This is a genomic window from Streptomyces sp. NPDC127595 (genome assembly GCF_042671685.1).
GTDB lineage: Bacteria > Actinomycetota > Actinomycetes > Streptomycetales > Streptomycetaceae > Streptomyces.
Genome location: NZ_JBHXWK010000004.1, coordinates 484,933 through 509,762, shown reverse-complemented (window position 1 = coordinate 509,762; position 24,830 = coordinate 484,933). Strand labels below are relative to the sequence as shown.

General features: G+C 64.9%; 25 protein-coding genes. 21 read left to right on the top strand and 4 right to left on the bottom strand.

The window, feature by feature from the left end; translation table 11 throughout:
* Positions 1–268: 268 nt before the first annotated feature.
* Entirely contained in the window at positions 269–922 is a 654-nt protein-coding gene (locus ACFVKT_RS16435) for a hypothetical protein (protein WP_385731885.1), read from the bottom strand.
* A gap of 647 nt (positions 923–1,569) precedes the next feature.
* Between ACFVKT_RS16435 and ACFVKT_RS16430 the strand changes: the two genes are divergently transcribed.
* The 6 genes from ACFVKT_RS16430 (at position 1,570) to ACFVKT_RS16405 (ending at position 8,577) form a co-directional block, all read left to right on the top strand.
* Positions 1,570–2,337: an endonuclease domain-containing protein gene (locus tag ACFVKT_RS16430; RefSeq protein WP_385731883.1), complete on the top strand. Its 768-nt coding sequence runs from the start codon at positions 1,570–1,572 to the stop codon at positions 2,335–2,337.
* Between the two features lie 371 nt (positions 2,338–2,708).
* Positions 2,709–4,706 carry an ATP-binding protein gene (locus tag ACFVKT_RS16425; protein ID WP_385731881.1) on the top strand — a complete coding sequence of 666 codons (1,998 nt, stop codon included), beginning with the start codon at positions 2,709–2,711 and terminating at the stop codon, positions 4,704–4,706.
* A 42-nt stretch (positions 4,707–4,748) separates the two neighbouring features.
* A complete protein-coding gene (locus ACFVKT_RS16420) occupies positions 4,749–6,119 on the top strand; it encodes a hypothetical protein (RefSeq protein ID WP_385731879.1) in 1,371 nt (456 codons plus the stop codon).
* 42 nt (positions 6,120–6,161) lie between these two features.
* Entirely contained in the window at positions 6,162–7,373 is a 1,212-nt protein-coding gene (locus ACFVKT_RS16415; RefSeq protein WP_385731877.1) for a DNA adenine methylase, read from the top strand.
* A gap of 185 nt (positions 7,374–7,558) precedes the next feature.
* Entirely contained in the window at positions 7,559–8,005 is a 447-nt protein-coding gene (locus ACFVKT_RS16410) for a GntR family transcriptional regulator (RefSeq protein WP_385731875.1), read from the top strand.
* Between the two features lie 11 nt (positions 8,006–8,016).
* Complete coding sequence (locus ACFVKT_RS16405; protein WP_385731873.1) at positions 8,017–8,577, top strand: HD domain-containing protein; 561 nt, start codon at positions 8,017–8,019, stop codon at positions 8,575–8,577.
* Here ACFVKT_RS16405 and ACFVKT_RS16400 read toward each other — a convergent pair.
* Entirely contained in the window at positions 8,574–9,047 is a 474-nt protein-coding gene (locus ACFVKT_RS16400; RefSeq protein ID WP_385731871.1) for an NUDIX domain-containing protein, read from the bottom strand. The two genes, ACFVKT_RS16405 and ACFVKT_RS16400, sit on opposite strands and share 4 nt — an antisense overlap.
* A complete protein-coding gene (locus tag ACFVKT_RS16395) occupies positions 9,047–9,814 on the bottom strand; it encodes a helix-turn-helix transcriptional regulator (protein WP_365245437.1) in 768 nt (255 codons plus the stop codon). Before ACFVKT_RS16395 ends, ACFVKT_RS16400 begins: the two co-directional genes overlap by 1 nt.
* Before the next feature lie 343 nt (positions 9,815–10,157).
* Between ACFVKT_RS16395 and ACFVKT_RS16390 the strand changes: the two genes are divergently transcribed.
* The 15 genes from ACFVKT_RS16390 to ACFVKT_RS16320 all read left to right on the top strand — a co-directional run bounded on the left by ACFVKT_RS16390 (position 10,158) and on the right by ACFVKT_RS16320 (position 21,457).
* The gene (locus ACFVKT_RS16390; RefSeq protein ID WP_385731868.1) at positions 10,158–10,445 is read left to right on the top strand and encodes a hypothetical protein; all 288 of its coding nucleotides are present in this window, start codon (positions 10,158–10,160) and stop codon (positions 10,443–10,445) included.
* Positions 10,442–11,038: a hypothetical protein gene (locus ACFVKT_RS16385; RefSeq protein ID WP_385731867.1), complete on the top strand. Its 597-nt coding sequence runs from the start codon at positions 10,442–10,444 to the stop codon at positions 11,036–11,038. The genes ACFVKT_RS16390 and ACFVKT_RS16385 overlap by 4 nt, the downstream gene beginning before the upstream one ends.
* Positions 11,035–12,033, top strand: coding sequence for a DUF2637 domain-containing protein (locus ACFVKT_RS16380; protein ID WP_385731865.1), 999 nt, complete (start codon positions 11,035–11,037; stop codon positions 12,031–12,033). The genes ACFVKT_RS16385 and ACFVKT_RS16380 overlap by 4 nt, the downstream gene beginning before the upstream one ends.
* Entirely contained in the window at positions 12,030–12,680 is a 651-nt protein-coding gene (locus ACFVKT_RS16375) for a GGDEF domain-containing protein (RefSeq protein ID WP_385731863.1), read from the top strand. Before ACFVKT_RS16380 ends, ACFVKT_RS16375 begins: the two co-directional genes overlap by 4 nt.
* Positions 12,680–13,063 carry an RRQRL motif-containing zinc-binding protein gene (locus ACFVKT_RS16370; RefSeq protein WP_385731861.1) on the top strand — a complete coding sequence of 128 codons (384 nt, stop codon included), beginning with the start codon at positions 12,680–12,682 and terminating at the stop codon, positions 13,061–13,063. Before ACFVKT_RS16375 ends, ACFVKT_RS16370 begins: the two co-directional genes overlap by 1 nt.
* Positions 13,064–13,212: 149 nt before the next feature.
* A complete protein-coding gene (locus ACFVKT_RS16365; RefSeq protein WP_385731858.1) occupies positions 13,213–15,453 on the top strand; it encodes a cell division protein FtsK in 2,241 nt (746 codons plus the stop codon).
* 140 nt (positions 15,454–15,593) lie between these two features.
* Positions 15,594–15,845 (top strand): hypothetical protein, encoded by a 252-nt coding sequence (locus tag ACFVKT_RS16360; RefSeq protein ID WP_385731856.1) that lies wholly within the window; start codon positions 15,594–15,596, stop codon positions 15,843–15,845.
* A 20-nt stretch (positions 15,846–15,865) separates the two neighbouring features.
* Positions 15,866–16,054, top strand: coding sequence for a hypothetical protein (locus tag ACFVKT_RS16355; RefSeq protein WP_385731854.1), 189 nt, complete (start codon positions 15,866–15,868; stop codon positions 16,052–16,054).
* A 9-nt stretch (positions 16,055–16,063) separates the two neighbouring features.
* A complete protein-coding gene (locus tag ACFVKT_RS16350; protein ID WP_385731852.1) occupies positions 16,064–16,666 on the top strand; it encodes a hypothetical protein in 603 nt (200 codons plus the stop codon).
* Complete coding sequence (locus ACFVKT_RS16345; protein WP_385731850.1) at positions 16,663–16,989, top strand: hypothetical protein; 327 nt, start codon at positions 16,663–16,665, stop codon at positions 16,987–16,989. The genes ACFVKT_RS16350 and ACFVKT_RS16345 overlap by 4 nt, the downstream gene beginning before the upstream one ends.
* A complete protein-coding gene (locus ACFVKT_RS16340; RefSeq protein ID WP_385731848.1) occupies positions 16,986–17,672 on the top strand; it encodes a hypothetical protein in 687 nt (228 codons plus the stop codon). The genes ACFVKT_RS16345 and ACFVKT_RS16340 overlap by 4 nt, the downstream gene beginning before the upstream one ends.
* Positions 17,673–17,839: 167 nt before the next feature.
* Positions 17,840–18,661: a bifunctional DNA primase/polymerase gene (locus tag ACFVKT_RS16335; RefSeq protein ID WP_385731846.1), complete on the top strand. Its 822-nt coding sequence runs from the start codon at positions 17,840–17,842 to the stop codon at positions 18,659–18,661.
* Positions 18,658–19,815, top strand: a complete 1,158-nt coding sequence (locus tag ACFVKT_RS16330) for an AAA family ATPase (protein WP_385731844.1) — start codon at positions 18,658–18,660, stop codon at positions 19,813–19,815. The genes ACFVKT_RS16335 and ACFVKT_RS16330 overlap by 4 nt, the downstream gene beginning before the upstream one ends.
* Positions 19,812–20,006 (top strand): helix-turn-helix transcriptional regulator, encoded by a 195-nt coding sequence (locus ACFVKT_RS16325; RefSeq protein WP_385731842.1) that lies wholly within the window; start codon positions 19,812–19,814, stop codon positions 20,004–20,006. The genes ACFVKT_RS16330 and ACFVKT_RS16325 overlap by 4 nt, the downstream gene beginning before the upstream one ends.
* Positions 20,003–21,457 (top strand): tyrosine-type recombinase/integrase, encoded by a 1,455-nt coding sequence (locus ACFVKT_RS16320; RefSeq protein ID WP_385731840.1) that lies wholly within the window; start codon positions 20,003–20,005, stop codon positions 21,455–21,457. The genes ACFVKT_RS16325 and ACFVKT_RS16320 overlap by 4 nt, the downstream gene beginning before the upstream one ends.
* A gap of 217 nt (positions 21,458–21,674) precedes the next feature.
* Here the strand turns inward: ACFVKT_RS16320 and ACFVKT_RS16315 are convergent, their stop codons facing one another.
* The gene (locus tag ACFVKT_RS16315) at positions 21,675–24,461 is read right to left on the bottom strand and encodes an SIR2 family protein (RefSeq protein ID WP_385731838.1); all 2,787 of its coding nucleotides are present in this window, start codon (positions 24,459–24,461) and stop codon (positions 21,675–21,677) included.
* Positions 24,462–24,830 lie beyond the last annotated feature (369 nt).

The following is a 24,830-nucleotide window of genomic DNA, read 5'->3' as shown; positions in this document are numbered from 1 at the left end:
GCGCCTGCCGCGCCCGGGCCCCTCGCCCCGTACCCCCAATAGCCGGATGGGGTGCGCACTCCGCCCCCCGCCCTCGCCCAGGGGTTCATCCCCGGCGACGGGGGGCGAGTCCCGTCCCCCATTCAAGAGGGGGGGGCGAGGCGAGTCGCGTACTGCCTGCGGCGGGACCCCACCGGCGAGCGGCCCGGTTTACCGGGGTGGACCTTCGGTTGTCGTGTCCGAGCCTCTGGGGCCACGCCCAGGGGATTTCCGTCGCTTGTCCTGCCCGTCAAGCAGAACGTGTGGCTTGAGCCAGTTCAGAGGCGAGCAGGCGCTCAAGGCTCCTCCGCTCGCTGTCGAGCGTAGCCAGCATTCGCGTACGAGTGTGCTCGAAGTCGGGCTCGACCTCGACGCCGAGGTCATGGCGCAGAGCGACCTGCAACAGATACACCCCGTCGGACAGCGGGCGGCTGAACCAGTCTTTGGCCCGGTCGTACGACCCATCTGGGTCAGGTCTGGTCGGCAGCTGCTTTACGACGGAATACCCGACTCCGAGCGCCCTGTTGAGAGTTGAGGCGATCTGATGGACGTCCTTCGGTAGTGCCATCTGCGCCAAAGAGTATTGCTCTGACCAGGCTTCTTTGGCCGTGTCGAGGACTGCTTGCTCGATGCCTTCACCACGCTCGGCTGCCAGGACCGCGTCCCGGGCGGCAACTCGGTAAGCGCGAGCCGTCGCGTTCAGTCGGGCATAGAGATCCCGCCTGGCTTCCTGCGCTCGGTCGTCGCGGTCCTCTGCGCGTTCGCGATCGGCACGCTGGGTTTGCTCTCGGGTGGCGCGCTGGCTGAGCACCGCCCCGCCCAGAGTTCCGCCCAGGGTTCCTCCGACGCTGATGAGCGCGACGGCAAGCGTGGTCACATCCACGAGATCCCCCAACTCGTCCATTCAATCTGCCCGCGGACAGCCCCTGAAGACGACACGACGCCTCCAGCAACGCTCAGGCTCCCCGCCCGCGGCACGGTCCAAGACCGGGACGACGATAACGAAGAGTGGGCCCACCTGACTCCAATGAGTCTCATCACCTGCGGGAATGCTCCAAGATCCCGTCCACAGCTCGTCCACGGACCCCGACATACGGCCGCTTCGGGCGGCATCCGCCTGCACAAACGCCAAGACCCCGTCCCCAGCGAAAGCGCTGATGGCGGGGTCCTCGGGCACCTTATGCGGGGTGCCCCCGGCAGGATTCGAACCTGCGCACACGGCTCCGGAGCACAATCAGAGTTCGACTTGCGAACGGCCTCTGAACAGGGGGTCCCTTGATCCCGAGAGGTGGGCAGTGGCTCCGTGTATCGCAGATAGTGCGTATCAGGTGGGGGTGGGTCCGTAGTGGGGCCAGGGTGCGTGCATGGGAGGCGGCCTAGATCGGAAGTCGCCTCCGGCTCCTGCGATTGAGAGGTCGGCTTCGCCGACGGGCTGCAACACTGGGGGGCTGTCGTGCGAGGGGGTGCCTGAATCCGAGCGGAACCGCCAGACTCGGTCTGATGCTCGGAGGCGGGGTTCCTCACTGCCAATGGGCATGTCACCTTTGCATCATGATGGCCGACTTACCGGTACGTATCGTCGATGGACGTGTAGTAACGGAACCCGGGCTCGGAGCGGTGGCGATGGTGTGGCTCCCCTTGAACGGGCAAGTCGTCGCCAAGATCCCGCCTCGGAAGGGCAACCGCCGTTGGCTGCACGAGACATTGGGCATTCGCTCCCCGGAGTTCAACGGCGACCGATGGAACCTGCCACGCAGCAGCCTCGTGCGGCTGGTGACGGCGGCGGTCGACCGGTACGGGTTCATCGTGCTCTACCGAGATATGTCGAGGCTGTCGCAATGCACCAGGGCATGTCTGGAAGCAACAGGCGCTGAATGCCAGTGCTCATGTCTGGGGCAGCATCACGGACAGGATGCCGCAGGCTGGTTCGAGCGTGTCGGCGATGCAGTGGTGGCCGAGCAAGGCGAGTGCACCCGTACTGCGGTCGTCTACGGCGCGAGAGGGAGCGACGCGGACGCGGTGGTGTATCACGGTGAGCTGGCCGGTGAGCACTACCGGGTCGATCCTGCCGGCCGACGGAACTGGCCGACCGCTGCACAGTTCATGTGCGCGAGCTGCATGACCGTGCGGGCGAGCGTATGGGATCACTGCCACACGCACGGCTTTGTACGCGCGCCGTTGTGCAATCGCTGCAACACCCGCTACTGGCGTGGATGGCGACCCAAGCACGGCCGAACAACGCACAGCCGCAACCTCGACGACAGCTATTACCGCTGGTGCCCCGAGCGCGCCGATGAGCGGAGACGGTGCAGCGCATAGCAGCGCTTCGAGGTACCGCGGCGGTTCTCCGAGAGAGTTACGCCATTCGACGAACAGACTGTCCTATGCAGGTGGAGCGACACCCCCCTGAGTGTTACAGCCGCTTTGGCCGTATGGCTCGGAAAGTCGCACTTCCATCTCTCTCTGCTGTTTGTGGGAGTGAGGGGTGTAATCAGATGTTTTGGAAGGGGTGGATCGGTCTGATGTGTGAGCCAATCGATCAATTTCGGTCACTTGAGCTGAACTTGCCACACACATAGTCGCTGACGCCGAAACTGACTGTCAGTAGGCAGCAGTACGATCTGTCGCGCCTACCGGGGACATCGGACGTAGCGTCGCGCTCGTGCGCGGGGGGATGAGGGAGGGACCGCGTGACAGGGATCGCGGCGAAGGTTCAGCACTCGACGCAGCTCAGGAAGCCTCTGACGGCTCTGATCAATCAAGGCTGTAGGCCGGTCGGCGGAATCTTCCGACTGGACTACGACTCAGCGGTGGTCCTTACCGACGATTTTAAGAAGCATGAGGCTGGCGGCGTCCCTCGGGGTGGCTTTCTGCTTGCAGTGGCCGGGGACAGCACGGAGGCTGGGTTCATCCTTGAAGATCAAGAGATCATCTTGCTCCGCGTTCGTGGTACTGCGCCGCTTCCCAACGAGTCTGAGCTCATTCAAACCCGGCTTGCCGTCGTACGCGACGCTGGTGCCTCGGGAGTTGACTTTGATGACGTCACGGACGTCCTGACGCGGAACGAGCTCCAGCAGTCTGCCTTCGACTGTGAGGTTTTGGGAACCTTCTATACCGAGACAGACGCACGAGATGCGCGAGTCGAATATGGCGCCGATATCGACAATGTTGTTGTCTCTGCTCGATATCAGGTATTCCTGCCGTCGACTGACGTCCTGTCGTGGCTAGCTTCATACCCAGCGGCCGCCGACGAACGCGATTCCCTCGCCATTGGCAAGGTCCGGTTCGCTGCCACGCGGCGTAAGGCGCTGATTGCTGGCACCGACCAGGCGGACGTTCGCATTGACGTTTCGGACTTCGTTGGGCGCAAGACCGCAGTATTTGGTATGACCAGGACAGGTAAGTCCAACACCATCAAGACGCTTGCGACAGCCGTTCACCGATACGCCTCTGAGCATCAGCGTTCAATAGGCCAACTCATCTTCGACCCTCAAGGTGAGTATGCAAACGTCAATCGGCAGGACGGTACGGGGCTCCGCTTGCTGGGCGATGATGATCGGACCGTGAGAATCTACAAGGTTGTTCCAGATCCGAGCGATTCCCGCGAGAAGACACTTCGACTAAACTTCTATGACCGCGACGTGCTGGAGGCGGCGTGGAGCCTTGTAAGCGACGCGACCGCGCAGGTAAACACTAACTACGCCAAGAGCTTTCGCTCCGCAGACCTGACTGAACCAGACCGTCAGGACTTCAGCGCCCATAACCGTTGGGGCTGGGCGCTCGTAGCCTTCTATGGGTTGCTCGCCAAATGTGGCTTCACAACCCCTCGCTTCCCGGCGCTCAACGTTGCTCTGCCCCAGGACAAGGCTGATGCTTTCCTGAAGGAAAACCCGAATGCCATTGCGCCGGCCGGGAGGGGCAAGTATGCCGTCAATTCGCCTACCGCTGCACTAGCTCTTGCTAACTGGGTGGGTAAGCGATCCGCCGAGTTTCCGAAGTGGCACGACGAGAACTCGCGTTTCCCGGATATCTTTGGGGTCTATGAATACACGGGTGTAACGTCAGCCATCAGGACGATTCGGCCATTTCACGGCGCCGAGTCGGCAGGAGACGTAGCGGAACTCCTCTGGCAGGACATGGTCGCGGGTCGTCTATCGATTGTTGACCTGTCAAGTGGTAATGAGCTTGTCGCCAAGGTCATGTCGGAGCGGATTGTTACACACTTGCTCAATAAGGCGGGTGAGCGGTTCCGAGAGGATTCGGACCCGCTGGAAATGCAGATCGTAGTAGAGGAAGCTCACAACCTGTTTGAGCGTGGAGGACGGGAAGTGGCTGACGACCCTTGGGTGCGACTTTCCAAGGAAGCTGCAAAATATAAGATGGGGTTGATCTACGCCACGCAAGAGGTTACGTCTGTTGACAAGCGCATCTTGTCCAACACGTCTAACTGGCTAGTGGCGCACTTGAACTCTGATCACGAAACCCGCGAGCTTTCCCACTACTACGACTTCAAGGTATGGGCTCCGAGCATTATTCGTGCAGAAGACGTGGGCTTCGTCCGTATGAAGACGTATTCGGGGAAGTACATCGTCCCTGCACAGATTGCTAAGTTTGACCATGCAATGGTCAACGAGGCTCGCAAGGCGGCTGGCCTTGCCGATATTTCAGCGGCAGAAAGCGACGGGTAACCCATGCCGTACTCCGGAGAGAAGGCCTCTCGCCTCGGTCATGTGGACACCGTCCGAAACGAAGCGGTGAAGGCCGCTTTGCAACGGTGGGAGATAACCAGCTCCAGGCCCAACAGCAAGGACGAGATCGAAAGTTTGTGTCTTCCCCTGGAAGGCCTACCTCGCGTGGGTGACCCGGAAGATGTCGACTTTTCGATCACAGTTGACGGATCAGATACTGAGGTTGAGGCCACGCGCGACCATCCGACCGTCAAGGTTGGCTACCTGAGGGTAGCTGGCTCAATGGTGCAGCTCGACGCTTTCCGTGCCCTGGCTGTTGAGCGCTACATCGACCCCCGCGCTGTTCGAAAGTCGCAAACAGAGTACGCTTTCGACGTTGCGCTGCCCGGGTCGCAACTCGTGCGACCTGGAATGAGTGGGGTCGATACCTGGCGAAGTGAGCTCGACGCTTTTCTCATGAGCTCTCGGTTCGACTCCAGTACCACCATGACTCTGGCTGACGGCCTTCTCGCGCTGTACGGAACCCGAAAAGCTCGTGCGGAACGTATTCCTCTCCGAGTGTGTCCCAACTGCGGTGAATCCGCCCCGAATGGAGCACAGCTCACCGTGGCAGCGAGTGGTGGTAGTTGTCCATCTTGCGGCGGCGCGCTGTACCTTTCTGACGCGCTTCGCACGCATGAAGAGTACAACGTCGAAGGATCCAACTTCACACCCATGGGCCGTGTGATGAGCGTGGCTGAGCGGCTGATGACCTTGTGCTACCTGAACTTTTTCGCGGATTCGGCTCCTGAGGTCCTCCGGCATACGATTTTTGTCACTGATGGGCCTCTCGCATTGCACGGTCCACTGGCACCACTCAAGCGACGTTTCGTGGAGCACCTTGGAGATCTCGCTAGTTGGTGCAAGGCTCAGGACCTAGTTGCTCCGCTGATGGTCGGGATTGAGAAGAGCGGAGCATTCGTAGAACACGCCGAGCAGATCGCTGACTGGATTCCTGTTGGCCACGCGATGCGTCTGACTAACGACTACATCAATCGGATCTCGGGCCGGTCAGAGAGTAACCACTACGGGGTGGATGAGTTCTACGGACGGAGATTCATCTATCGCACCCAGGCCGGCGACCCACTGGTGATCACGGTGCCTGCGGCGCCCGGAGTCAGTCCTTACGATGGCAGCAGCGCTGCTGAGGGCTGGGACGCGTACCCGACGCTTCGTCTGATTTGCGAGGTGCTGGACTCGTTGCGAACCCGTATGTACCAACATGCGGTCATTCCGGTGGCGTTGGCGCACTCCGCGGCAGCGCTCCCGCTCGGAGTTGGTCGTTCGGTTCTGACCATGATGGCTCAGCAGAACATTCCGGGGCTTAAGCTTGACATGCAGGCGGTACAGCCACCGACCTACTTCAAGAGGTAGTGCCATGTACCAAGTGGCGGCGCTATCAGGCAGAATACAAGCATGTCCACCCTGACAGAGCCGATCGCGGCCACTGCAACCGATGAGCTGGCGCGAACTGCTGCGCTCTTGGGTACAGGTGACGCGATCAACGGCCATGAAAAGGCGATTACCGCGGACTTGGCCTCAGTGGATCACGGTCTTGCACGCGGGCGCTACCAATCTCCCCTTCGTTACCCAGGCGCCAAGTCTGCACTTGCTCCTGTGATCGCGCGAGTGATCACTTCAGCGAAGCAGTCACGCGAGGTCCCTGAGATCAATTTGCTCGTGGAGCCCTTTGCGGGGGGAGCCTCTGCCTCATTGCGGATGATCGGCGACGGTACCGTTGATCGCATCCTACTCGCCGACGCCGATCCGCTCGTCACTGCTTTTTGGCAGGTTGCAGCCGAGGATACAGAGCGGCTGGTGGACCGTATGTACGATGAGTGGAATCGCTTTGTGAAGTTCGGAGGTCCTACTGCTGTCGAACGATGGGACTATTGGAGGAATTGGAAGCCGCCAGCCGATATGGCGCCGCGCAACCGTCGCCTTGCGGCTGCTATGCAATGCCTTTTCCTAAATCGAACTACTTTCTCGGGGATTTTGCACGGAAAAGCTGGGCCTATTGGCGGCCGAGCGCAAGAAAGCAAATATCCCATCGGGTGTCGATGGAATGCAGAAGCCCTTGCCGAGCGCGTTCGTTACGTTGGCCACCTGTACGATATCGGGCGACTTGTCGATGTCTGGCGTAAGGACTGGAGGCGTACGCTCGATGATGTTCCGGAGCGGTATCCGCAACTGCTTCCGTCACGGGTGATCGCCTATCTAGACCCACCGTACATTGATAAGTCATCACTGCTGTACAGAACTTCCTTTGACCCACGAGGTGGCTACGGCAGTTCTGGGGTAGTAGATTCAGGAAAGGGTGCGGAATTTCTGCATCTCGGCCTCGCTCATTACCTTAGGACTAAGGCTCAGTTCAGGTGGCTGCTGAGCTACGATAATCACCCATCGCTTACTGATAGTGCATGGCTATACGCGCATGACCGTATGAATCCCTTGGAATCTGACCGAGTGGATCTAGGGGTGCGGCGTTGGCGTATCACTAAGAGGCTTGTAAGCACGCGATATTCGGCGGCTGGCAAGGTTGGGAAGCGTGCTGCTGACGAGCTCCTAATCACGACACTTCCCCCGTCAACAGTACCAATTGATGATCATCTTCGCGTGCTGCCATAACTAGCTGCACGGCCGTCTGCGACCGGACAGCCCGGACACCCGCGCTGAGAGCTGTCCGGCCCGTTTATGCAGGTGAGAGCTCTAACCGGACAGCCGGACACGTGGGACACTCCTGTTCGTCGATGCGCTGCGCGGCATGGTGGCACTCTTGACAGCGAGCATCGGGCGGAACGAGAGGAGCTGAAGTGCCGGAAGCCAGCCCGCGTGGAACCTACTTGGTCATCGCGGAGGCGCTGCGAAGCGAGATCGAAGCGGGAGCGGGCAGTGGTGCTCTGCCGTCTGAGGCTGAGCTCATGGATGTGCATGGCGTCTCCCGCAACACGATCCGTCGTGCCCTCAAAGTTCTCGAAGCCGACAGTGTTGTTGAGTCGGCGCCCGGCATCGGGTGGCGCGTCGTTCGGGGTGGCGATCGTCGGTCTCTCGCGGAACGGATGACCGATGTGATCAAGGAGGACTCGCTTTCAGTGGGCGACGCGTACCCGTCTGAGGCGAAACTGTGCGAACGGTTCGGAGCGTCGCGCACCGCGGTGCGCCGGGTTCTGGCCCAGATGGAGGGGCACGGACTACTTGCCACAGTCCACGGCAAGGGGCGGACAGTACGCGCTCTCCCAGCTCCCGCGGTTCGGCCGTAGCCTTGGCCGTCATGGGACTGACTGAGTGGGCGTACTCGCTCTCCGAATCGCTGCTGTCTGATCCGCTCCCGCGTCGGTGGGCTCATTCGCTGGGGGTTGCCGAGCGCGCTCGCTCCCTTAGGTCGATCCTGGGTGCCGATGCAGAGTTGCTTGAAGCCGCCGCAGTGCTTCACGACATCGGGTACTCGCCAGCCATCGCCACCACGGGCTTTCACCCGCTGGACGGTGCGCGGTTCCTCCGGGACCAGGAGAGGGCAGACGAGCGGGTCGTTCGTCTCGTGGCTCACCACTCTTGCGCCCTGTTGGAAGCCGAGGAGCGCGGACTGAGGCAAGAGCTTGAGGGGGAGTTCGAGCTGGAGCGCCCGGACCTGGTGGACGCCCTGCTGTACTGCGACATGACGACGACCCCCGACGGTAGGCAGACCATGCCGGCCGAGAGGCTGGACGAGATTGTGCAGCGGTACGGACCTGACACGATTGTCGGGCGGTTCATTCAGCGCGCGGCTCCTGAGATCCACGCAGCGGCGAAGCGCATTGAGGACCGGTTGGTGCAGGTCTCTGTCGACGGTTAGCCGATGTGGGGCTGGTGCCGCGATTCGTCGAGACCATGCCGGATGCGGAGCATCATCGACGGGTGAATGTCCAGTCCATCGAGGTCCGTTGGGGCAACCCAGCGGACCTCTTTTGATTCGCTACTCGTACGCAGAGAGCCGCCAACGGGGCGGGCCCGGAAGCAGATGGAGAACTGTTGCCGGACCTCTCCGTCGTCGTACGCCAGCACGTGTTCAGGGTCGGTGTAGAGCCCCACGATGCTGTCTACCTCAATATCAATGCCGGTCTCTTCCGCGACTTCACGGACGACAGTTTCCCCGATGCGCTCGCCGATGTCGTGGCCACCGCCGGGCAGTGCCCACAGGTCGTTGTCTGTCTTGTGGATGAGTAGCAACCGCCCCGCGTCGTCTCGTACGACCGCAGTGACCGAGGGCACCACCGAGTTGGCTTGAGGAGCGTTCGGGTCGCGGAAGTAGTCGATGCGGCTCATCAGGCAGTGCCTTCCCAATCGGCAGGGGAGGAGATCGGGCGGGCCGATTCCCAGACCTTCTCAACGCTCTCAGCGTAGGCGTCGAAGAGTTCACCGCCGGGCACGCGTCGCAGGTGCAGCACGGGGGCCATGTAGGCGCCGACGCCGTAGAGGTGCCCGTTCGCCAGCATCTCGTCATCGGCTCGGTAGATCGAGTTGTAGAGGGTCGTGCCGTGCAGCCGAAACTCCACCCCAGGGAGGCCGAAGAGCGGGCCGTAGTTGATGAGGGCGTTTCGGATCTTGCCTGCCATCGCCGCGCCGATCCCTTCGTCCTCGCCGCGGACCGCAACGGCTGGCGCCGTGGGCTCTCCAAGGATGAGGCGGATGGGCACTCCGTCGGCTGACTTCTCTTTCACGATGCGGTGGAACGTCGCGTCTTCCGTGAGCCAGAACCCGGAGTACACCAACAGGTCAAACTGACGGGTCGCCTTGGAGTAGAGGTTCGTCCAGAGGGTTTGCATCACGACGGACCTATGTGGATAGAGCCTGACCAGCTCCGCGTTGCCAGAGGCGGTGACCTCGGCTGATGTGCGTTCATCTGGCCACAGGTATGACACCTCGCACTTCAGCAGGGAGGCTGTCGCGTACTGGAAGCGGCGATAGGGCTTGCGTTCTGGCTCGTTGATCCAGCGTTCGACCGTCTTGGATGCGACTCCGAGCCGCTGGGCGACCTCATCAAGGGTCAAGCCCAAGTCCACTATCGCGCCGCGCAGTCGCTCGTTCGACACGCCAACCTCCGGCCAGATGGGACGACTTGGTACGACTTCACGCTAGCTAAGGACGACCCAGGTCGTACAGGCGCGAAGTCGAGTGTCGCCGTCGGAGAAGCCAGTCTCTAGGCATGTCGAGCGGAGGGGCTCGCAGAACTTCGAACAGCCGAAGGGCTTGACGGGGCTAACCCCTCTCTCCATTATGAGGAACACGTAATACATGTACCTCAGTGTGGTGCAACGGAGCGTAGTCCCCGGGGTCCGCACTGTCCTGAGCACGTGTGTGTCCGTCGGCGGGACTCCCCAGCAAGGTCGCCTGTCGCCGGACCTCTCCCTGTCCCATCGACGCAGGAGAACGTCCATGCGTACGTACATCGGCCATCAACAAGCCACCTCTGCAGAGGACTTCGCGGAACTGGCACTCGGTACCCCGGTCGAGCTGTGGCTCGGAGTCAAGGGCGAGACGGACGAAGAGCGAGCGGCGCGCGAGGACGCGGCGCGCGACATCCTCGCCGACGACCCGAGCCTTCCCGACGACCTGATCCGTATGGCCGCGGAGGTCATCGAGGAGAACCCGGACCTGTTCGACGTGGTCCCGCTGGCTCGCCCGGCCCGTCGTCGCGCGGCACGTAAGGGGGTGGCGGCGTGAGGACGCTGGCCCCCACCGCTGAGGAACTGTCCGATCACACGGGCAAGCCGCGCCCGTACATCCAGATGCCGCTGAGCTACGACCAGGCCCGGTTGGGCATGGCGTTCCACGAAGCCGGTCACGCCGTGCTGTCCCTGGCCTACGGCATGCGCGTCTTTACGAGCGAGGTGATCGCCTGGGAGTCGCCTGCCGGCCGGTGGGCGGTCACTGGCAACACCGCCTGGCAGGGGCAGGACACCGACGTCTGGCAGTTCGCCGCACAGTGCGCGGCCGGACCGTTGGTGCACGTGCAGTACCTCATGGTCTACGGGCTGTGGACCCCCGAGCGTGCTGCCGCGTGCGAGGCCGATCATGACCGTGAGTTGGCCGTCGACATGCTCGCCCGCCACGGGTTTCGGCTCGGTCGCGACCACGTCCCCGAGGGCGGGAAGTCCTGGGGAATGGTGCGCGGCATGGCCCGCCGCAAGGTCTCCCATCTGTGGCGCGAGATCCGCACCGTGGCCCACGCCATGAACGAGCGCGACATCCTCACCGGCGACGAGATCGCCGCCCTGACCGGTTTGGTCAATCCGCCGGCGGGGGGTGCGTCATGACGACGCAGGCCATTGAGCGTCCGGCGGTGCCGCGGCTCGCCGGTAAGGAGAAGGTTCTCCTCGGTCTTGCCGTGGTCCTGGGGGTCGGCGTCGGCGGGATGGGGTTGATCGCGTCCTTCGACACGGTCTCGGCAGCCGGAGCCCGTTGGGGCTTCGCCACTCCGGAGATGCTGCCGATCGGCATCGACGCGGCCATTCCGGCTTTCACCCTGGTGAATCTGCTGTTGATCCGGATGGACATGCCGCTGAGCTGGGTGCGCTTTGTGCCCTGGTTCCTCACCGGTGTCACGTGCTGGCTCAACGTCGCGGCCGGACAGTCGCTGTCCGCGAAGCTGGCGCACGGCACGATGCCGCTGCTGTGGGTAGTGCTGTCCGAGGTGGCCGCGCACGTCTACGCTTCCCGGATCGGTGCGGTGACCGGACGCCGGATGGAGAAGATCCGCCGCTCCCGTTGGCTGCTCGCCCCACTGTCCACGTTCGCCCTGTGGCGCCGGATGACGTTGTGGGAGGTCACCTCCTACGCCGACGCGCTCGGCAGGGAGCGTGAGCGGCAGCTGGCCCGCGCGGAGCTCCGGGAGCGGCACGGTCGCCGGTGGCGCTCCAAGACGCCCCGCCCAGAACGTGTGCTGTTGAAGCTGGGTGAACTCACCCCGCAGAGCGACGGCACGACACCCGTACCGCCGCGGGCCGCGGAGCCGTCGAAGCCGGACGCGCCCAAGGCGCCCCGTAAGCGCGCCACCACCAAGGCCAAGGCCAAGACCGCCAAGGTGACGCGGACCCCTACGGAATTGCTCGCCGAGGCGCGCGAGAAGACCGCGGCCTGGACGGATGACGCGATCAACGCCGAAGCGATCCGCACCACGCTGCATTGCTCGGCAGCGAACTCCCGTGTCCTGCGGGACCTGCTGTTGGGCGAGCGCGCGGACGGCCGGCGCCTGCACCCGATCGGCGACACCGACACCGACACCGACACCGGCGAGGGGGCGGCGGCATGAGCACCCTGACCACGGCCCTGCTGTACGGCGCGCCCGGGGCGGCGGGATGGGCGGTCCACGTGTGGTGGCTGCGCGCTCGCCTGCACACTGCACGCCGGGACCCGCTCACCGGCCTGCGCACCCGCGACAGTTTCACCCGCTGCGCCACGGTGCTGCTGAAGGACCCGCGTGCGGTGGTGGTCCTGGCCGACGTCGACCAGTTCAAGCAGATCAACGACACCCACGGCCACGCCGCAGGTGACGTGCTGCTGAAGGCGACCGCCGATCGGCTCGCTCACCACATCGGCCGTTTCGGAGTGGTGGGCCGGCTCGGGGGCGATGAGTTCGCCGCCGTGCTGCTCGATGAACACGGCGCCGTGGCCGACCTGCTCGCCGTGCTGCGCGGCGTACTCGCCCGGCCGGTCGAGGGCGAGGACCCGGCAGTGCACACCACGGTCTCACTCGGCTGGGTCCGCGCCACGGACTTCCCCGCCGATGACCTGTCCGGGCTGATGCGGCGGGCGGATGAGGCGATGTACGCGGCCAAGCAGGCTCGTGCCGGACTGCGCCGCGCGGGTCTGGGTCGGCTGTTCGCGACCGTCACCGGACGCCGCTCCGGCCGCGCCGGTGCCCGCACGGCGGCCCCGAGCGTGGGGGCGGCGGTCTGATGTCCGCGGTGTTCGGTAAGTGCTACGACCCGGCCGGCACCCTGCACGGCATTCCCACCTACCCGTGGCGCCTGGCCCCCGACGGCCTGTCGACCCGCCGACAGCTCCGGGCCCGGGGACTGCGGCCGGGGGGTCAGCCGATCGCGGCTCAGGTGATGCGGGCCAACCGACGGGCCGGAGGCGTGCGGGTCGCGTACCTCTACCGCGTCGACCGCGCCAAGCCGGTCCGGCCGATGACGTCCCGTAAGTGGGGCGCGCTCGCGCTGGCGATGCTCGCCCGCCGCACCTGCCCCCGCTGCCGGATCGATGTCGGCTACTGCATTCCCACCTCGTACGGAATCTGTGGCCTGTGCATCGCCACCGAGGAACAGCGCGCCACCTGACCAGGCAGAGGGCCCCGGCATTCACGGCCGTGAGGGCGCCGGATCGAATCCGGCCCGGGGCACGCACGAACCGCACCACACGGGCCCGACCGCTCACCTCCACAGCGTTCGGCCGGGCCCACCTCCCGCAGATCCGGAAGGAAGTCTCAGTGAAGCACCCCGACGACGACAACGAACTGTTCAACCGTCTGGAAGCCGAAATGACCGACCCGCCCGCCCCTGCCGGGGGCGAGGTGGTCGACCTCGGCAAGGCCCGCACCGCGCGCGACGGGTCGCCCGACTCGACAGCCGACCCGTCGGCCGACTCCCGGCCGTCGAAGTCGGCCGACCCGGAGCCGACCGAGTCGCCCGACGCACGGTCGACCCTGGTCGACAGCGCCGTGCCCACCGTGTCCGGCCCCGGCGTCATCGACCGCATCAAGAACTCCAAGCGACTGGACGTCTTCCCGGCGTGGCTGAAGTCGCGCACTGAGTTCAAGGAAGCGCTCGGCTGGCTTGCCGGACACGCCTGGCACACGGTCGCCTTCCACACGGTCCGCGTCCCGGTCGTCTACCTGCCCAAACTCGTCTGGCGCGCCCCGCGCGGCGCGCTCAACACCCTGGGCAGGATCGGCCGTTGGGCCGTGGACGCCGAGGGCGAGGCTCTGCGCCAGTACACCGCCACCAATGAGCAGGTGGACGAGTACCTGAAGCTCTCCCGGCAGCGGGACCGGCGTGTCCGACTGCGGATGATCCTCACCATCCTCGGCAGCATCTTCGCCCTGGGCGTGGGCCTGTTCCTCGTGTTCGGTGCGGAGCCGATGACGCAGGTCATCGTCGTCATCGTGGCCGTGCTCGGCTGCGGGTGGGCCGGGGCGCCGGCGGATGCGCCGCTCGCCACCCGCGCGGTCATCAAGACCGAGGTACAGAAGCTGACCAGCGACATCGTGGTCAAGGCCATGGCCTCCATCGGCATCGGCCAGATCGCCAGTGCCGTGGCCAAGGGCCAGGACGGCATCAAGTTCGTCTCACCCATCACCCGCGAGGGTCCGGGCTGGCGCGCGGACATCGACCTGCCGCTCGGGGTCACGGTCGCGGACGTGGCCGACAGGCGCTCCCGGCTCGCCTCCGGCTTGCGCCGACCGCTGGGGTGCGTGTGGCCGGACGCCGACCCTGACGAGCACGAGGGGCGCCTGATCCTGTGGGTGGGGGACCGGGACCTGTCCAAGACCGGCATCGTCAAGTGGCAGTTGGCAAACGCCCGTCGGCACGACATCTTCAAGCGGAACCCGTTCGGCATCGACCCGCGGGGACGTGCTCAGTCGGTGCCGATGATCCAGCACAACATCCTGGTCGGATCGCTGCCCGGCCAGGGCAAGACCGCCTCCGTGCGGGTGCTGGCCTGTGGTGCGGCGCTGGATCCGTCGGTGGAACTGTGGCTGCACGAGAACAAGGGCACCGGCGACCTGGACTCGCTCGAATGCGTCAGTCACCGGTTCGTGTCCGGCATCGACGACGACTCGATCAAGTACGCGGCGGATTCGCTGAAGCTGCTGCGTGCCGAGGTCATGCGGCGTGCGGGCGTGATCAAGAAGCTGCCGCGGGACCTGTGCCCGGACAAGCGCATCACCCGCGCGATTGCCGACAAGCGCTCGTTGAAGCTGTGGCCGCTGGTCGGCGTGTTCGACGAGTGCCAGAACCTGTTCGCGCACCCCAAGTACGGCAAAGGGGCAGGTGACGACGCCGAGTTCATCATCAAGCTCGGTCGCGCCCTGGGGGTCATCCTCGTACTGGCCACGCAGCGCCCGGACAAGGACTCGCTGCCCACGGGGATCAGCGGCAACGTGTCCATCCGCTTCGCGCTCAAGGTCGCGGGCCAGACCGAGAACGACATGATCCTGGGCACGTCGGCGTACAAGAACGGCGTGCGCGCCACCTCCTTCCGTCCGGAGATCGACGCCGGTAACGGCTACCTCGCCGGCGCGACCGCGCTGCCGGTCGTGGTGCGCACCGCCTACCTGGACGACAACGCCACCCACGCCATCGCTCAGCGCGCGCATGCGCTGCGCAAGGCAGAGGGCACGCTGTCCGGGCACGCGCTGGGGGAGGACGCCGAGAGCACCTCGGGCCCGTCGTACGACCTGCTCGCCGATGTCGCCGCGGTCGTACCGCCCTCGGAGAACCGGGTGTGGAACGAGCGGATCGCCGCCCGGCTCGCCGAGCTGCGGCCGGAGGTCTACGGCGGCTGGAAGGGCGAGAACGTCACCTCCGCGCTCAAGCCGCACGGCATCAAGACCACCGGCGTGGCCGGGACCACCGACGACGGAGAGCGCACCACCCGCCGCGGCATCGCCCGCGACGACCTCACCGCAGCGATTGCGGAGCGTGACGGAAACCGGGGTGCCGCCTAGCCCCGGACGGCTGCTACCGGTAGCGGGCTCACCTGCTACCGGTAGCAGCCCCGCTAGCACCCCAAATGACACCCCATCTGCGATCTAGCGGATAGCACCCCACCTGCGAAAACCCCGGATACCGGCCTGGAGGGACCCTGATGACCCCCATAGCCCTTGCTGCCGCCTTCCTGCTCATCATCACACTGTGTTACGCAACTGTGTGTGCGGGGAGCCCGTTCGGCACCTGCCGCAAGTGCAACGGCTTCGGCTTCGCCACCACCACCGACCGCAAGGGACGGCCGAAGCGAGGCAAGCGCTGCCGCCGCTGCAAGGGCCGCGGCAAGCGCGTCCGCATCGGCCGCTGGCTCTTCAACCGCGCCCAGCGGATCTACCGCGAAGGCACCCACTGACCCGAAAGGAGGTCACCGGCATGGCCGTGACCATCTCCCTCGCCCTGCTCTTCGGCTTCGTGCTGTTCATGCTGCTGCGCTCCAAGACCCTCGGAGCGGGCTCGGCGTTCGTCGCCGTGATGTTCGGCTTCTATCTCGCCGACAGCGGCGCCGCCACCACCGTCAACGAACTCATGAGCGCCGTGGTCACCGCGCTCCCTGACCTGTAGGAGCACCCGGTGAACGAACAGATCGTGGCGCGCCACTGGCTCGCCCTCATCGCCCCCAAAACGGCACCGGTGCTGGCCACGTCCACGGTGCTGATCCTGGCCCGGATCTGGAACGCCAACGGCGCCGAACACTCCCTCGGCAATGCCGTGTTGATGACCGCGCTGTCCCTCGCCGCCGCGGCGGCCGGCGCTTGCGCGAGCGTCGGCCGCGCCGGAGACCCCGTCATCGCCGGAACCGCGTTCGCCGCCTCCGGCGGGCTCGCCCTCGCCGGAGTCGCCGGATACGCCGACGGCATCTCGCTGCCCCTGCTGCTGTGGGTCCTTGCCACCGCTGTCACGTACGGGCTCGCCGCCCGGTACTGGCGCGACGACCGTCGCACACGCGTGGCGTTCGAGCGGCACGTGAGCGACCGGCGCGAGGAACGCGCCCACATCGAGCGTGTCGAGACCATCCGCGGTACGACACAGATCGAGGTGGCCCGCACCGGCGCCGCCTACGCCGAACAGCTCGCCGCCGCGCTCACCGCCCGCGCGATGCTGCCCGGCTTCGACCCCACCGCGCTGGATGCGGCGGGCCTGCCGGAGCTACCGACGCACCACCGCGCCGCATGAACGCGGGTGCGGTGCGCCTGCTGATCTGGCGTGAGGCCCTGCACTTCGACCGGTTCGAAGACCTGCCCTGCGCCCTGTGCCGCAAGCCCACGCCGATGCGCTCGCACGCCGACGAGCCCGTCCACAAGGTGTGTGCAGAGCGGTGGAACCACACCCACCCCGACGCACCCCGCCACCACGCCGGAAGTCGTGATCTCGGCACCCACCGCTTCCACGACGACGCCCCCACCTCCAGCAAGACCAACGTGCGACACCTGCCCGAGCGGACCGCACCCGCCTCCCTGCCCTTCCAACTCACCGCCCTTGAAAGGAAGTCCGCATGAGCACCGCTCTGTGGCCAGCGACCCACCGCATCGCCACCACCCTCAACGAGGCCAACGGCACCGACGACAAAGAGATCTCCGCACGCCTGCTGAAAGTGACGGAGGAAGCAGGAGAGGCCGCCGCCGCATACATCGGGATGACGGGCCAGAACCCCCGCAAGGGCATCACGCACAGCCCCGCGGACGTGGCCGACGAACTCTGCGACGTCATCATCGCCGCCACCGTCGCCCTCCACTCCTTCACCGACGTTGCCCCCGCCGTGCTGGACGCCAAGCTGCATGCCGCAACGCGACGCCTGCACGAAACCGAGGTGTGGCTGACGGCCTGGCCGGCACCGAAGAACGCCTACGCCACCGCCCCCGACGTCACCGAAGAGATCGCATGGACCGCAGCAGCGGCCAGGACAGTGATCACCCACTCACAGGACGACGACGTGAGCCGTGAGTACTGGCTGCGCAAAGCCGCAGTGCTGGACCGCATCGTCCTGAGCTACGAGGCCGACGGCATCCCCAACGGCAGCGACGACATCGCAGCCAATGCCGCCCGGCAGCTCATCACAGCCGACCAGGAAGGCCACGGCGACTACTACGGCGACCCGTACGGGCCCGACGACCCGGCCACCATCGCCCACCCGCGCGGCTACGTCCGCCAGGAATACGCCCGTTGGGCCAAGAACCAGTAGCAACGCCGCGGCGGCGGGACTCCCCAGCAAGGTCGCCCGCCGCCGCGGTTCTCCCTGCCCATCCGAAGACAGAACAGGAGAACCCCAGGATGCCGTACCCCGACGGCCCTGCCCAGCTCGCCTCAGCGCTTGACGCAGCGTCGCGAGACTGGCACGTCTTCCCTCTCGTGCCTGGTGACAAGCGCCCCGCCATCTCCGCATGGGAACAGCACGCCACCACCGACCGCGAGCGCATCACCCGATGCTGGTCACGCGCCGCGTACAACGTCGGTATCGCCGCCGGACCTTCCGGCCTGGTCATCATCGACTTGGACCGGCCCAAGCACGCCACCGACACCCCGCCGGCCGACTGGGCCGAGCACGGGGTCACGGAGGGAGCCGACGTGCTCGCCGTGCTCTGCGAGCGCCACGGTCAGCCCTTCCCCGCCGACACGTACACGGTCCGCACCTGGAGCGGCGGTACGCACCTGTACTTCGCCGCGCCCGAGGGCGAGCCTCTGCGCAACACCGCAGGGGACAGCGCCCGAGGACTTGGCTGGAAGGTCGACACCCGAGCCGTGGGCGGACTCGTTGTCGCCGCGGGAAGCACCTTCGCCGGACGCCCGTACGAGGTGGCCCACCACGCCCCTACGGCGCCGTTGCCGGGCTGGCTAGCCGAACTCCTTCGGCCCGCCCCGCTGCCGCCACAGAAGCCCATCAGGGTCGCCCTCGCCGGTCGCGGACGCCGTGCGGCCTTCCTACGGTCCGCGGTCAACGGGGAAGTGGCACGGGTCGCCGAGTCCGGAGAGGACCAGCACAACAACGCGCTGTACATCGCCTCGGTAGCTCTCGGACAGCTCGTTGCCGGGGGAGAGCTGAGCGAAGCCGACGTGACCGGCTGGCTGTTGACCGCTGCTCTCCAAGTAGGCCAGGGCGAGCGCGAGGCGCGCCGCACTGTTGCCTCCGGGCTCAGGGCCGGGGCACGGCGCCCCAGGACGGTCGCGGCATGAGCGCCAACCCGATCCCGCCCCTGCATCTGTACTCCGTGCCCAGCGACCCTCAGCCTTCAGCAGCGGCACCGCCGAAGCGAGAGCGCCCGCGGACCGCGTGGACAGCGGATCAGCTCATGGCCACGGAGTTCCCCGAGCCGAAGTGGGCCGTGCCCGGCATCCTCGCCGAAGGCGTGAGCTTGCTCGCTGGACCGCCCAAGGTTGGTAAGTCGTGGTTGTCCCTCGGGCTCGCCCTCGCGGTCGCGGCCGGAGGACAGGCGTTCGACTCCGTGCCCGTCCAGGGCGGACCGGTCCTCTACCTGGCCTTGGAAGACACCCCGCGCCGCCTTCAGAGCCGCATGGGCAAGCTCCTGGGAGGAGAGCCGGCGCCTGCCGGTTTGACCCTGGTCACCGAGTGCCCGCCCTTCCCCCAGGGCGGCACAGAGGCCATCGCCCAGTGGCTGGACCGCAACCCCGATGCGCGCATGGTCGTCATCGACGTGTTCGCCAAAATGCGCGGACAGGCCCCGCAAGGCGTGTCGGCGTACGACGCCGACTATGTGTCCGTCAGCTACGCGAAACGACTCGCGGATCACTACAGCGTGGCTGTCGTCCTCGTCCACCACGTCCGAAAGGCAGCCTCCGAGGACTTCCTGACGGAGGTCTCCGGGACCAACGGCATCGCGGGCGCCGCAGACGCCACGCTCGTACTGAAGCGGGCCCGCGGGCAGGCAGACGGCATCCTGCACGTCACCGGCCGCGACGTGGACGAAGCCGAGTACGCGCTTCAGTTCCAATCCGCCTCCGGAGCCTGGCACTTGCTGGACGGCCCCGTGACCGACCACACCGTCGGGGACACCCGCGCCGCGATCCTGCGCTACGTCCGCGCTCACCCCGGAGCGAAGCCCAAGGACATGGCGGGCGAGCTGTCGCAGGTCGACATCGACACGATCCGCCGGACGTGCTCCCGCATGGCCGAAGCGGGACAGCTCACCAGGGACGGCAGCGGCCGGTACTACTCGGACACCGAGACCCGGACACAGGGCCTACCGGAGGTGTCCGGACTGTCCGGCTGTCCGGTTACTCCATCTGACCAGCACGAACAACCCGGACAGTCGGAATCGGAGCTGTCCGGGCTGTCCGGGTCGACCGAGGCCGAAGGGACGGCGGTATGAGTTCCCGCGCGCTGGAGGAGAAGTTGACCGTCGCGGAGGTCATCACTGATCTGAAGGTGGCTCCGTCGACGTTCTACCGGTGGCGCCAACTTGGGAAGGGCCCGCGCTCGATCAAGCTGCCGAACGGAGACGTCCGCATCCGCAGGTCCGAATACGAGCGTTGGCTTGCGGAGCGGGAGGACGCCGCGTGAGCACGACCGATGATGCCTCGCCTCTCCGTCCGCACGGGGAGGCAAGGCCGGGGTACTCCCTCGACGTCCGGCTGTGGAAGGTCACCAGGGTTGACCGGAAGGCGCGCCCGTATCAACTCCGCTGGGTTGTAGGCGGGAAGGTGAGCAGCGCGACGTTCGCCACGTCGGCACTCGCCGATAACCGACGCTCGGAGTTGCGGCAGGCCATGCGCCGGGGCGAGGCGTTCGAGATCGCAAGCGGACAGCCTGAGTCCGAAGTCCGCGCGGCGACAACGGCGGTTGAGGTTAGGCCGTCGTTGCGGTGGTTCGAGTTCTGCCGGAAGTACGTCGCTGGGCGGTGGCGCATGAGCGCCGCCAAGACCCGTGAGGGCATGGCGGACGGTCTCGCGGCTGTGGCGCTGGCCATGGTGAAGCGAGGCGAGAACACCCCGGAGGACAAGTACTTGCGTCTGGCGTTCCGGTGGGCGATTGTCCCCGCAAACGCGGGACACGAGCCGCCAGCCGAACTCAAGGCCGCGTACGAGTGGCTCACGAAGGAGGACCGTCCAGTTGTCGACCTGGTCGACCTTGAGGTGTTCGAGGACGTGCTGTACCGCCTGAGCTACCGGCTGGACGGCACCCCGGCGGCGGGGGAGACGCATAGACGGCGGCGGCGCGCCTTGAACACGGCCCTCGAACACGCAGTCGCAGCCAAGGAACTCCCCGAGAACCCGCTCCATGGAGCCCGTGGGAAGCGCATGGGCTCCGGTGGGGTGGTGGACCGCCGTGTGCTCGTAAACGCCGTACAGGGGCGCCAGTTGCTCGCCGCCGTCTCTTACGTCGGCTCGTGGGACCGCAGCCGCGGGCGGCGCCTGGTGGCGTTCTATGCGGTGCTCTACTACGCGGGGCTCAGGCCCGCTGAGGCGGTCGGGCTGAGGCTCTCTGACTGTCACCTACCGGAGAAGGGTTGGGGCACGTTGACGCTGCGGGAGACGCGCCCTGTCTCGGGCAAGCAGTGGACCGACTCCGGGGAGCGGCACGACCGCCGGGGCCTGAAGGCGCGTGAGTCCGACACCGACCGCCCGGTCCCCATCCCGCCCGTCCTGGTCGTCATCCTCCGGGCCCACCTGAACTATTTCGGGACCGCCAAGGAGGGGCGCGTGTTCGGAAATGAGCGCGGGGGAGTCGTCGGCTCATCCACGTACTGGCGCGTGTGGGAGGAAGCGAGACTGTTCGCCCTCCCGCCGGACCGCGTCGAATCGCCGCTCGCCGGGCGCCCGTACGACCTGCGGCACGCATGCATCACGCGGTGGCTGAACGCCGGGGTCCCGATCGCTGAGGTAGCCCGGCGAGTCGGCAACTCGCCCGAGGTGATTCACCGCCGCTACCACGGCTGCATCGATGGCCACGAGGAAGCGGCCAACGCGAAAATCACAAAGGCGCTGGAAGAGGACGGCGATACGGGTTGGTGAAGTTGCTGATCATCATGGCGGTTCAGCGCAAACTCACGTACGCCCACTGGTGGTGCCCTCCTCTCCCGCGCTGTCGCCCGGCCCAAGTCCAGCGGCGTACGGCGAACCGCAGTTTCCCTGTCGGGCCGCCAGTTCGGGCAACGGCTGCACAGCGAGGGGTGGTCGACAGTTCGAGTGTCCGGCGTAGTAGGCGCCGCGTCCTTGGGCGTGCTGGCGTTTACTTTCCGTACTGGATATTGATATGGGAATGTCGGCCGGGCCTCCGTTCGGCCAACCTCCGCAGAGTGTCGAATGAAAGAACGCCGTTTAGCTCAATGGGAAGCTCGGCTTCCCGCACAGCTGCCATCGCTACTTCGTGAAGCTTCTGCGCGAGGTTCCCCGTGAGATCTTTGGCACTTTGCTCCCGGAACGCATCTAGGTTGTCGAGTTTTTGCCGCAGACTCCTAAGGTGATGCTTCGTATCATCTGCTCCACGGATTCGTTCCATCAAGACGTAGCAGGTCTCCGTGAGGCCGACCGTAGACCCTCCGCCCGTTTGCCCTTTCAACCGATCCGCCGCTTTCGCAAGACTTACAAGCGCGTATCCAGCTCGATATGCATCCAACTCGAAGCCCACTCTGTCATCGAGCGCGAGAGCTGCAAGTCCCGCAGCGGTCTGAGGGTGCGCTTGGCGCATTGAAATCGAGAAATCGTTTAGGAATGCTCTGATGGCACCCCCGAAGTCAACGTAGTCAGACACGGTGGGAGCCAATCCCTGAGCCAAGACTAGAGATCGGTTGTCGTCTTCACGCCGCAGAACTGACATCAGGGTGACCTTGGCTTCCAGGAGTCCGTCGCTTCCTTCAATGGCTCCCACTGCTGCCCATACGGATTCTTGGAGGGAAAGGCTTGGGCTCTGACACAACAGGTAGGCGTCCTTGTGTCCGTCTTCTTCTGATCTCCCATCCGCGACCCTGATCTCGCCACCTGCTCTGCCAACGAGTTTGTAGATTTTCTCGGCGTTGCCATCCTTGCGTAGAATGTCGACTACGGTCGCGGCAATTGCAGAGTGCCGAGAATAGACGCGATCTCCAGCGAAGGTGACCGCCGCCTCGCGACCGAGCGTTTTCAGAATTTTACCGTCGGCGAATACAGGGTCCAAGCCTCCCATTCTGGCGATCACCGATCGACTGGCCCCTCTACCTGTATTCCCATTCTTGTCGAGAGCGTTCTGCATCACGCAGATCCCGGAAAATACGTCACCGATGCTGATTTCGTCAGTGAGCTTAGTCTCCCGCAGCTTTCTCAAGAGGTCCTCGACGCGGTCGCCTAGCTGGGACCCGTAGCGGACGTCGAGCACAGCACCGAAAAGAGTGTTGCTCTCCGCAGCCATATCGCCAGCCGACGATAGGAGGCGCTCTGAAGCGGTCTCTCGTTGATGTTGTCTATCCTCGGTAGGGGGCAACAGTCCCATACGCTCCCAGGCCGTAGCGATTTCCTCGGAATCCTCGCGCGTGATTCCATGGAACAGAACGTCACTGATGCGTGGCCGCAATTGAAGCCCCGCCCCCTGCCACCATAGCCGGTCATGGCTGGTCAGCAGGAATACGAGGCCGGAGTCCTTAGCGCCCCAGAGCCCCTGGGTGGCGGCGAGATCGTCGCCGACAAGATCGGCTTCGTCAATACAAATGACGGTACGGGGACCGCAGACATCTTGCACATGGCGCAGCCCTGCTTCGGTAATAGGGGGCGCACCTGGCTCGCGCCAGAGGAAATTCCAGTCGGTGCGAGCAGCCGCGACCTTCATGGCAACTTGCCGGGCTGCTAGTGACTTCCCCTCCCCAAGAGGGCCGATGGCGACGACACCGCCTCCGGACCCGCTGTCGAGTCGATGGCACAATTCTCGCTCCAGCTCAATTGTCGAGCTAAGAGTCGGCCAACGGCCGGGCACTGCATCGACCCAGCCTGGCTGGTGTCCATCAGCGAATGGGGCGGGATTATATTCAGTTCCAGAAGCTTGAACTGGCACTCTGGAGTAGCCGTTGGGAGTGGCCATGGCCGTCTCCTGAGCTTCGCCTTCTTGCTTCTCAAGCAAGTCACTAAAGAGAGTGTGGCCGTTTACGTCTAGGTAAAGGGTGAAGCCAGGAGCACCCACTAGCTCGCGCAGTACGCCCTGACCGATTGCCTTGGCTGGTTCCTTCTCATAGGCGGCCCAAAGGACTTCGGCTTGCAAGGCATCTGCTTCGTTAAGAACGCGGCTGCGCAGGCTTTTCATGAAGCCATCAAGCCACCCGCTGTATCCGACTACCAAGACAACGGAGTCGGTTAGTAGGGCCTGCAGCACGCGGTCAAGCTTGGGTCTGTCGGCAATGATCCTCGCTGGCACGTTGCTCGTTGCCGAACCAGTCCAATAGCCGTGAATGTGCAGGACGGGCTGGGAGATGAATTCTCGCATCTGATCGAGGGTGGGGGAAGAGTCGATGGGAACCGGGAGAGGCTCAGCGCTGATCCCCGCTTGATGCAATGCGATTTCGATGAGCGGATCGAAATTTGTAGTGATAACTGGGCCGCGGACTCCTCCATCCAATCCAGCAAAGAACTCGGCGAAGTGTTTATATCCCGTGGGAATTGACCAGGACCCGGACCTGACGTACTCGCGACACTGGGCCTCATTACGAGCGACGTTGGCAACTTCCCCAGGAGGCACATCGTTGCAGGCTCGTAGGACTGCAGTCCGGATAGCACGCATCACCGCCTTCTCACCGGCCTGCCGGGTCAAAATGGCGGCAGCACCCTGGTACTTGTGGCCGGGATCAGAAATAGCGCTGATTGCGCTGTCGTACTTATCGCGTCCTTGTGGTGGTACCTGCTCGCGAAAGATTCCGGTCAGTTCTGTTACGTTCGGAAGGATCTCACTGCTGATGCCTGAGCCAAAGACGGTGACAAGACGGCGATCAGCTTCCTCAGCGAGTACCTGGAGCCGGATTCTGAGGTCAGACATGTCACCGAAATCGATGGGTTCCATGGAACACATCCAATCATCGGAACAAGACAGACGCAGCTCTTCTGAGGCTTGTGAAGCTGGACGTGAAGGCTCTGGCCGGACACAGTCTGACGCGGTGTCCTGTGACTCTGACGCCCTGGTAGGTGGTTCGCTTGCTCGACCGTTAGCCCCTGTAGCCGCACAGGGCGCGTTGTGAGATGGAAGGAGCACCACAGGCAAGCCTCCTATCGCCAGGCGGTCGGCCCCGGACGAACGCGCATGGCCCGAGGCCTCCGGTTGGCGGCATCACTGAGCTATTTCAGCTTGGCCACCGATCGAGTGATGACGTCGGTGTCCGCAACGCACGAGGCTCCCGTGCCGTTGAGGGAGGTGTTCGAAGTCTCAACTCGT

What these genes read in the sequence shown, in the direction of transcription:
- ACFVKT_RS16330 (WP_385731844.1), top strand. Translation starts at nt 18,658, where the DNA reads ATGAGCGCCAACCCGATCCCGCCCCTGCATCTGTACTCCGTGCCCAGC.
- ACFVKT_RS16360 (WP_385731856.1), top strand. Translation starts at nt 15,594, where the DNA reads ATGACCCCCATAGCCCTTGCTGCCGCCTTCCTGCTCATCATCACACTG.
- ACFVKT_RS16380 (WP_385731865.1), top strand. Translation starts at nt 11,035, where the DNA reads ATGACGACGCAGGCCATTGAGCGTCCGGCGGTGCCGCGGCTCGCCGGT.
- ACFVKT_RS16375 (WP_385731863.1), top strand. Translation starts at nt 12,030, where the DNA reads ATGAGCACCCTGACCACGGCCCTGCTGTACGGCGCGCCCGGGGCGGCG.
- ACFVKT_RS16405 (WP_385731873.1), top strand. Translation starts at nt 8,017, where the DNA reads ATGGGACTGACTGAGTGGGCGTACTCGCTCTCCGAATCGCTGCTGTCT.
- ACFVKT_RS16390 (WP_385731868.1), top strand. Translation starts at nt 10,158, where the DNA reads ATGCGTACGTACATCGGCCATCAACAAGCCACCTCTGCAGAGGACTTC.
- ACFVKT_RS16345 (WP_385731850.1), top strand. Translation starts at nt 16,663, where the DNA reads ATGAACGCGGGTGCGGTGCGCCTGCTGATCTGGCGTGAGGCCCTGCAC.
- ACFVKT_RS16435 (WP_385731885.1), bottom strand. Translation starts at nt 922, where the DNA reads ATGGACGAGTTGGGGGATCTCGTGGATGTGACCACGCTTGCCGTCGCG.
- ACFVKT_RS16400 (WP_385731871.1), bottom strand. Translation starts at nt 9,047, where the DNA reads ATGAGCCGCATCGACTACTTCCGCGACCCGAACGCTCCTCAAGCCAAC.
- ACFVKT_RS16340 (WP_385731848.1), top strand. Translation starts at nt 16,986, where the DNA reads ATGAGCACCGCTCTGTGGCCAGCGACCCACCGCATCGCCACCACCCTC.
- ACFVKT_RS16315 (WP_385731838.1), bottom strand. Translation starts at nt 24,461, where the DNA reads ATGGAACCCATCGATTTCGGTGACATGTCTGACCTCAGAATCCGGCTC.
- ACFVKT_RS16415 (WP_385731877.1), top strand. Translation starts at nt 6,162, where the DNA reads ATGTCCACCCTGACAGAGCCGATCGCGGCCACTGCAACCGATGAGCTG.
- ACFVKT_RS16355 (WP_385731854.1), top strand. Translation starts at nt 15,866, where the DNA reads ATGGCCGTGACCATCTCCCTCGCCCTGCTCTTCGGCTTCGTGCTGTTC.
- ACFVKT_RS16370 (WP_385731861.1), top strand. Translation starts at nt 12,680, where the DNA reads ATGTCCGCGGTGTTCGGTAAGTGCTACGACCCGGCCGGCACCCTGCAC.
- ACFVKT_RS16325 (WP_385731842.1), top strand. Translation starts at nt 19,812, where the DNA reads ATGAGTTCCCGCGCGCTGGAGGAGAAGTTGACCGTCGCGGAGGTCATC.
- ACFVKT_RS16430 (WP_385731883.1), top strand. Translation starts at nt 1,570, where the DNA reads ATGATGGCCGACTTACCGGTACGTATCGTCGATGGACGTGTAGTAACG.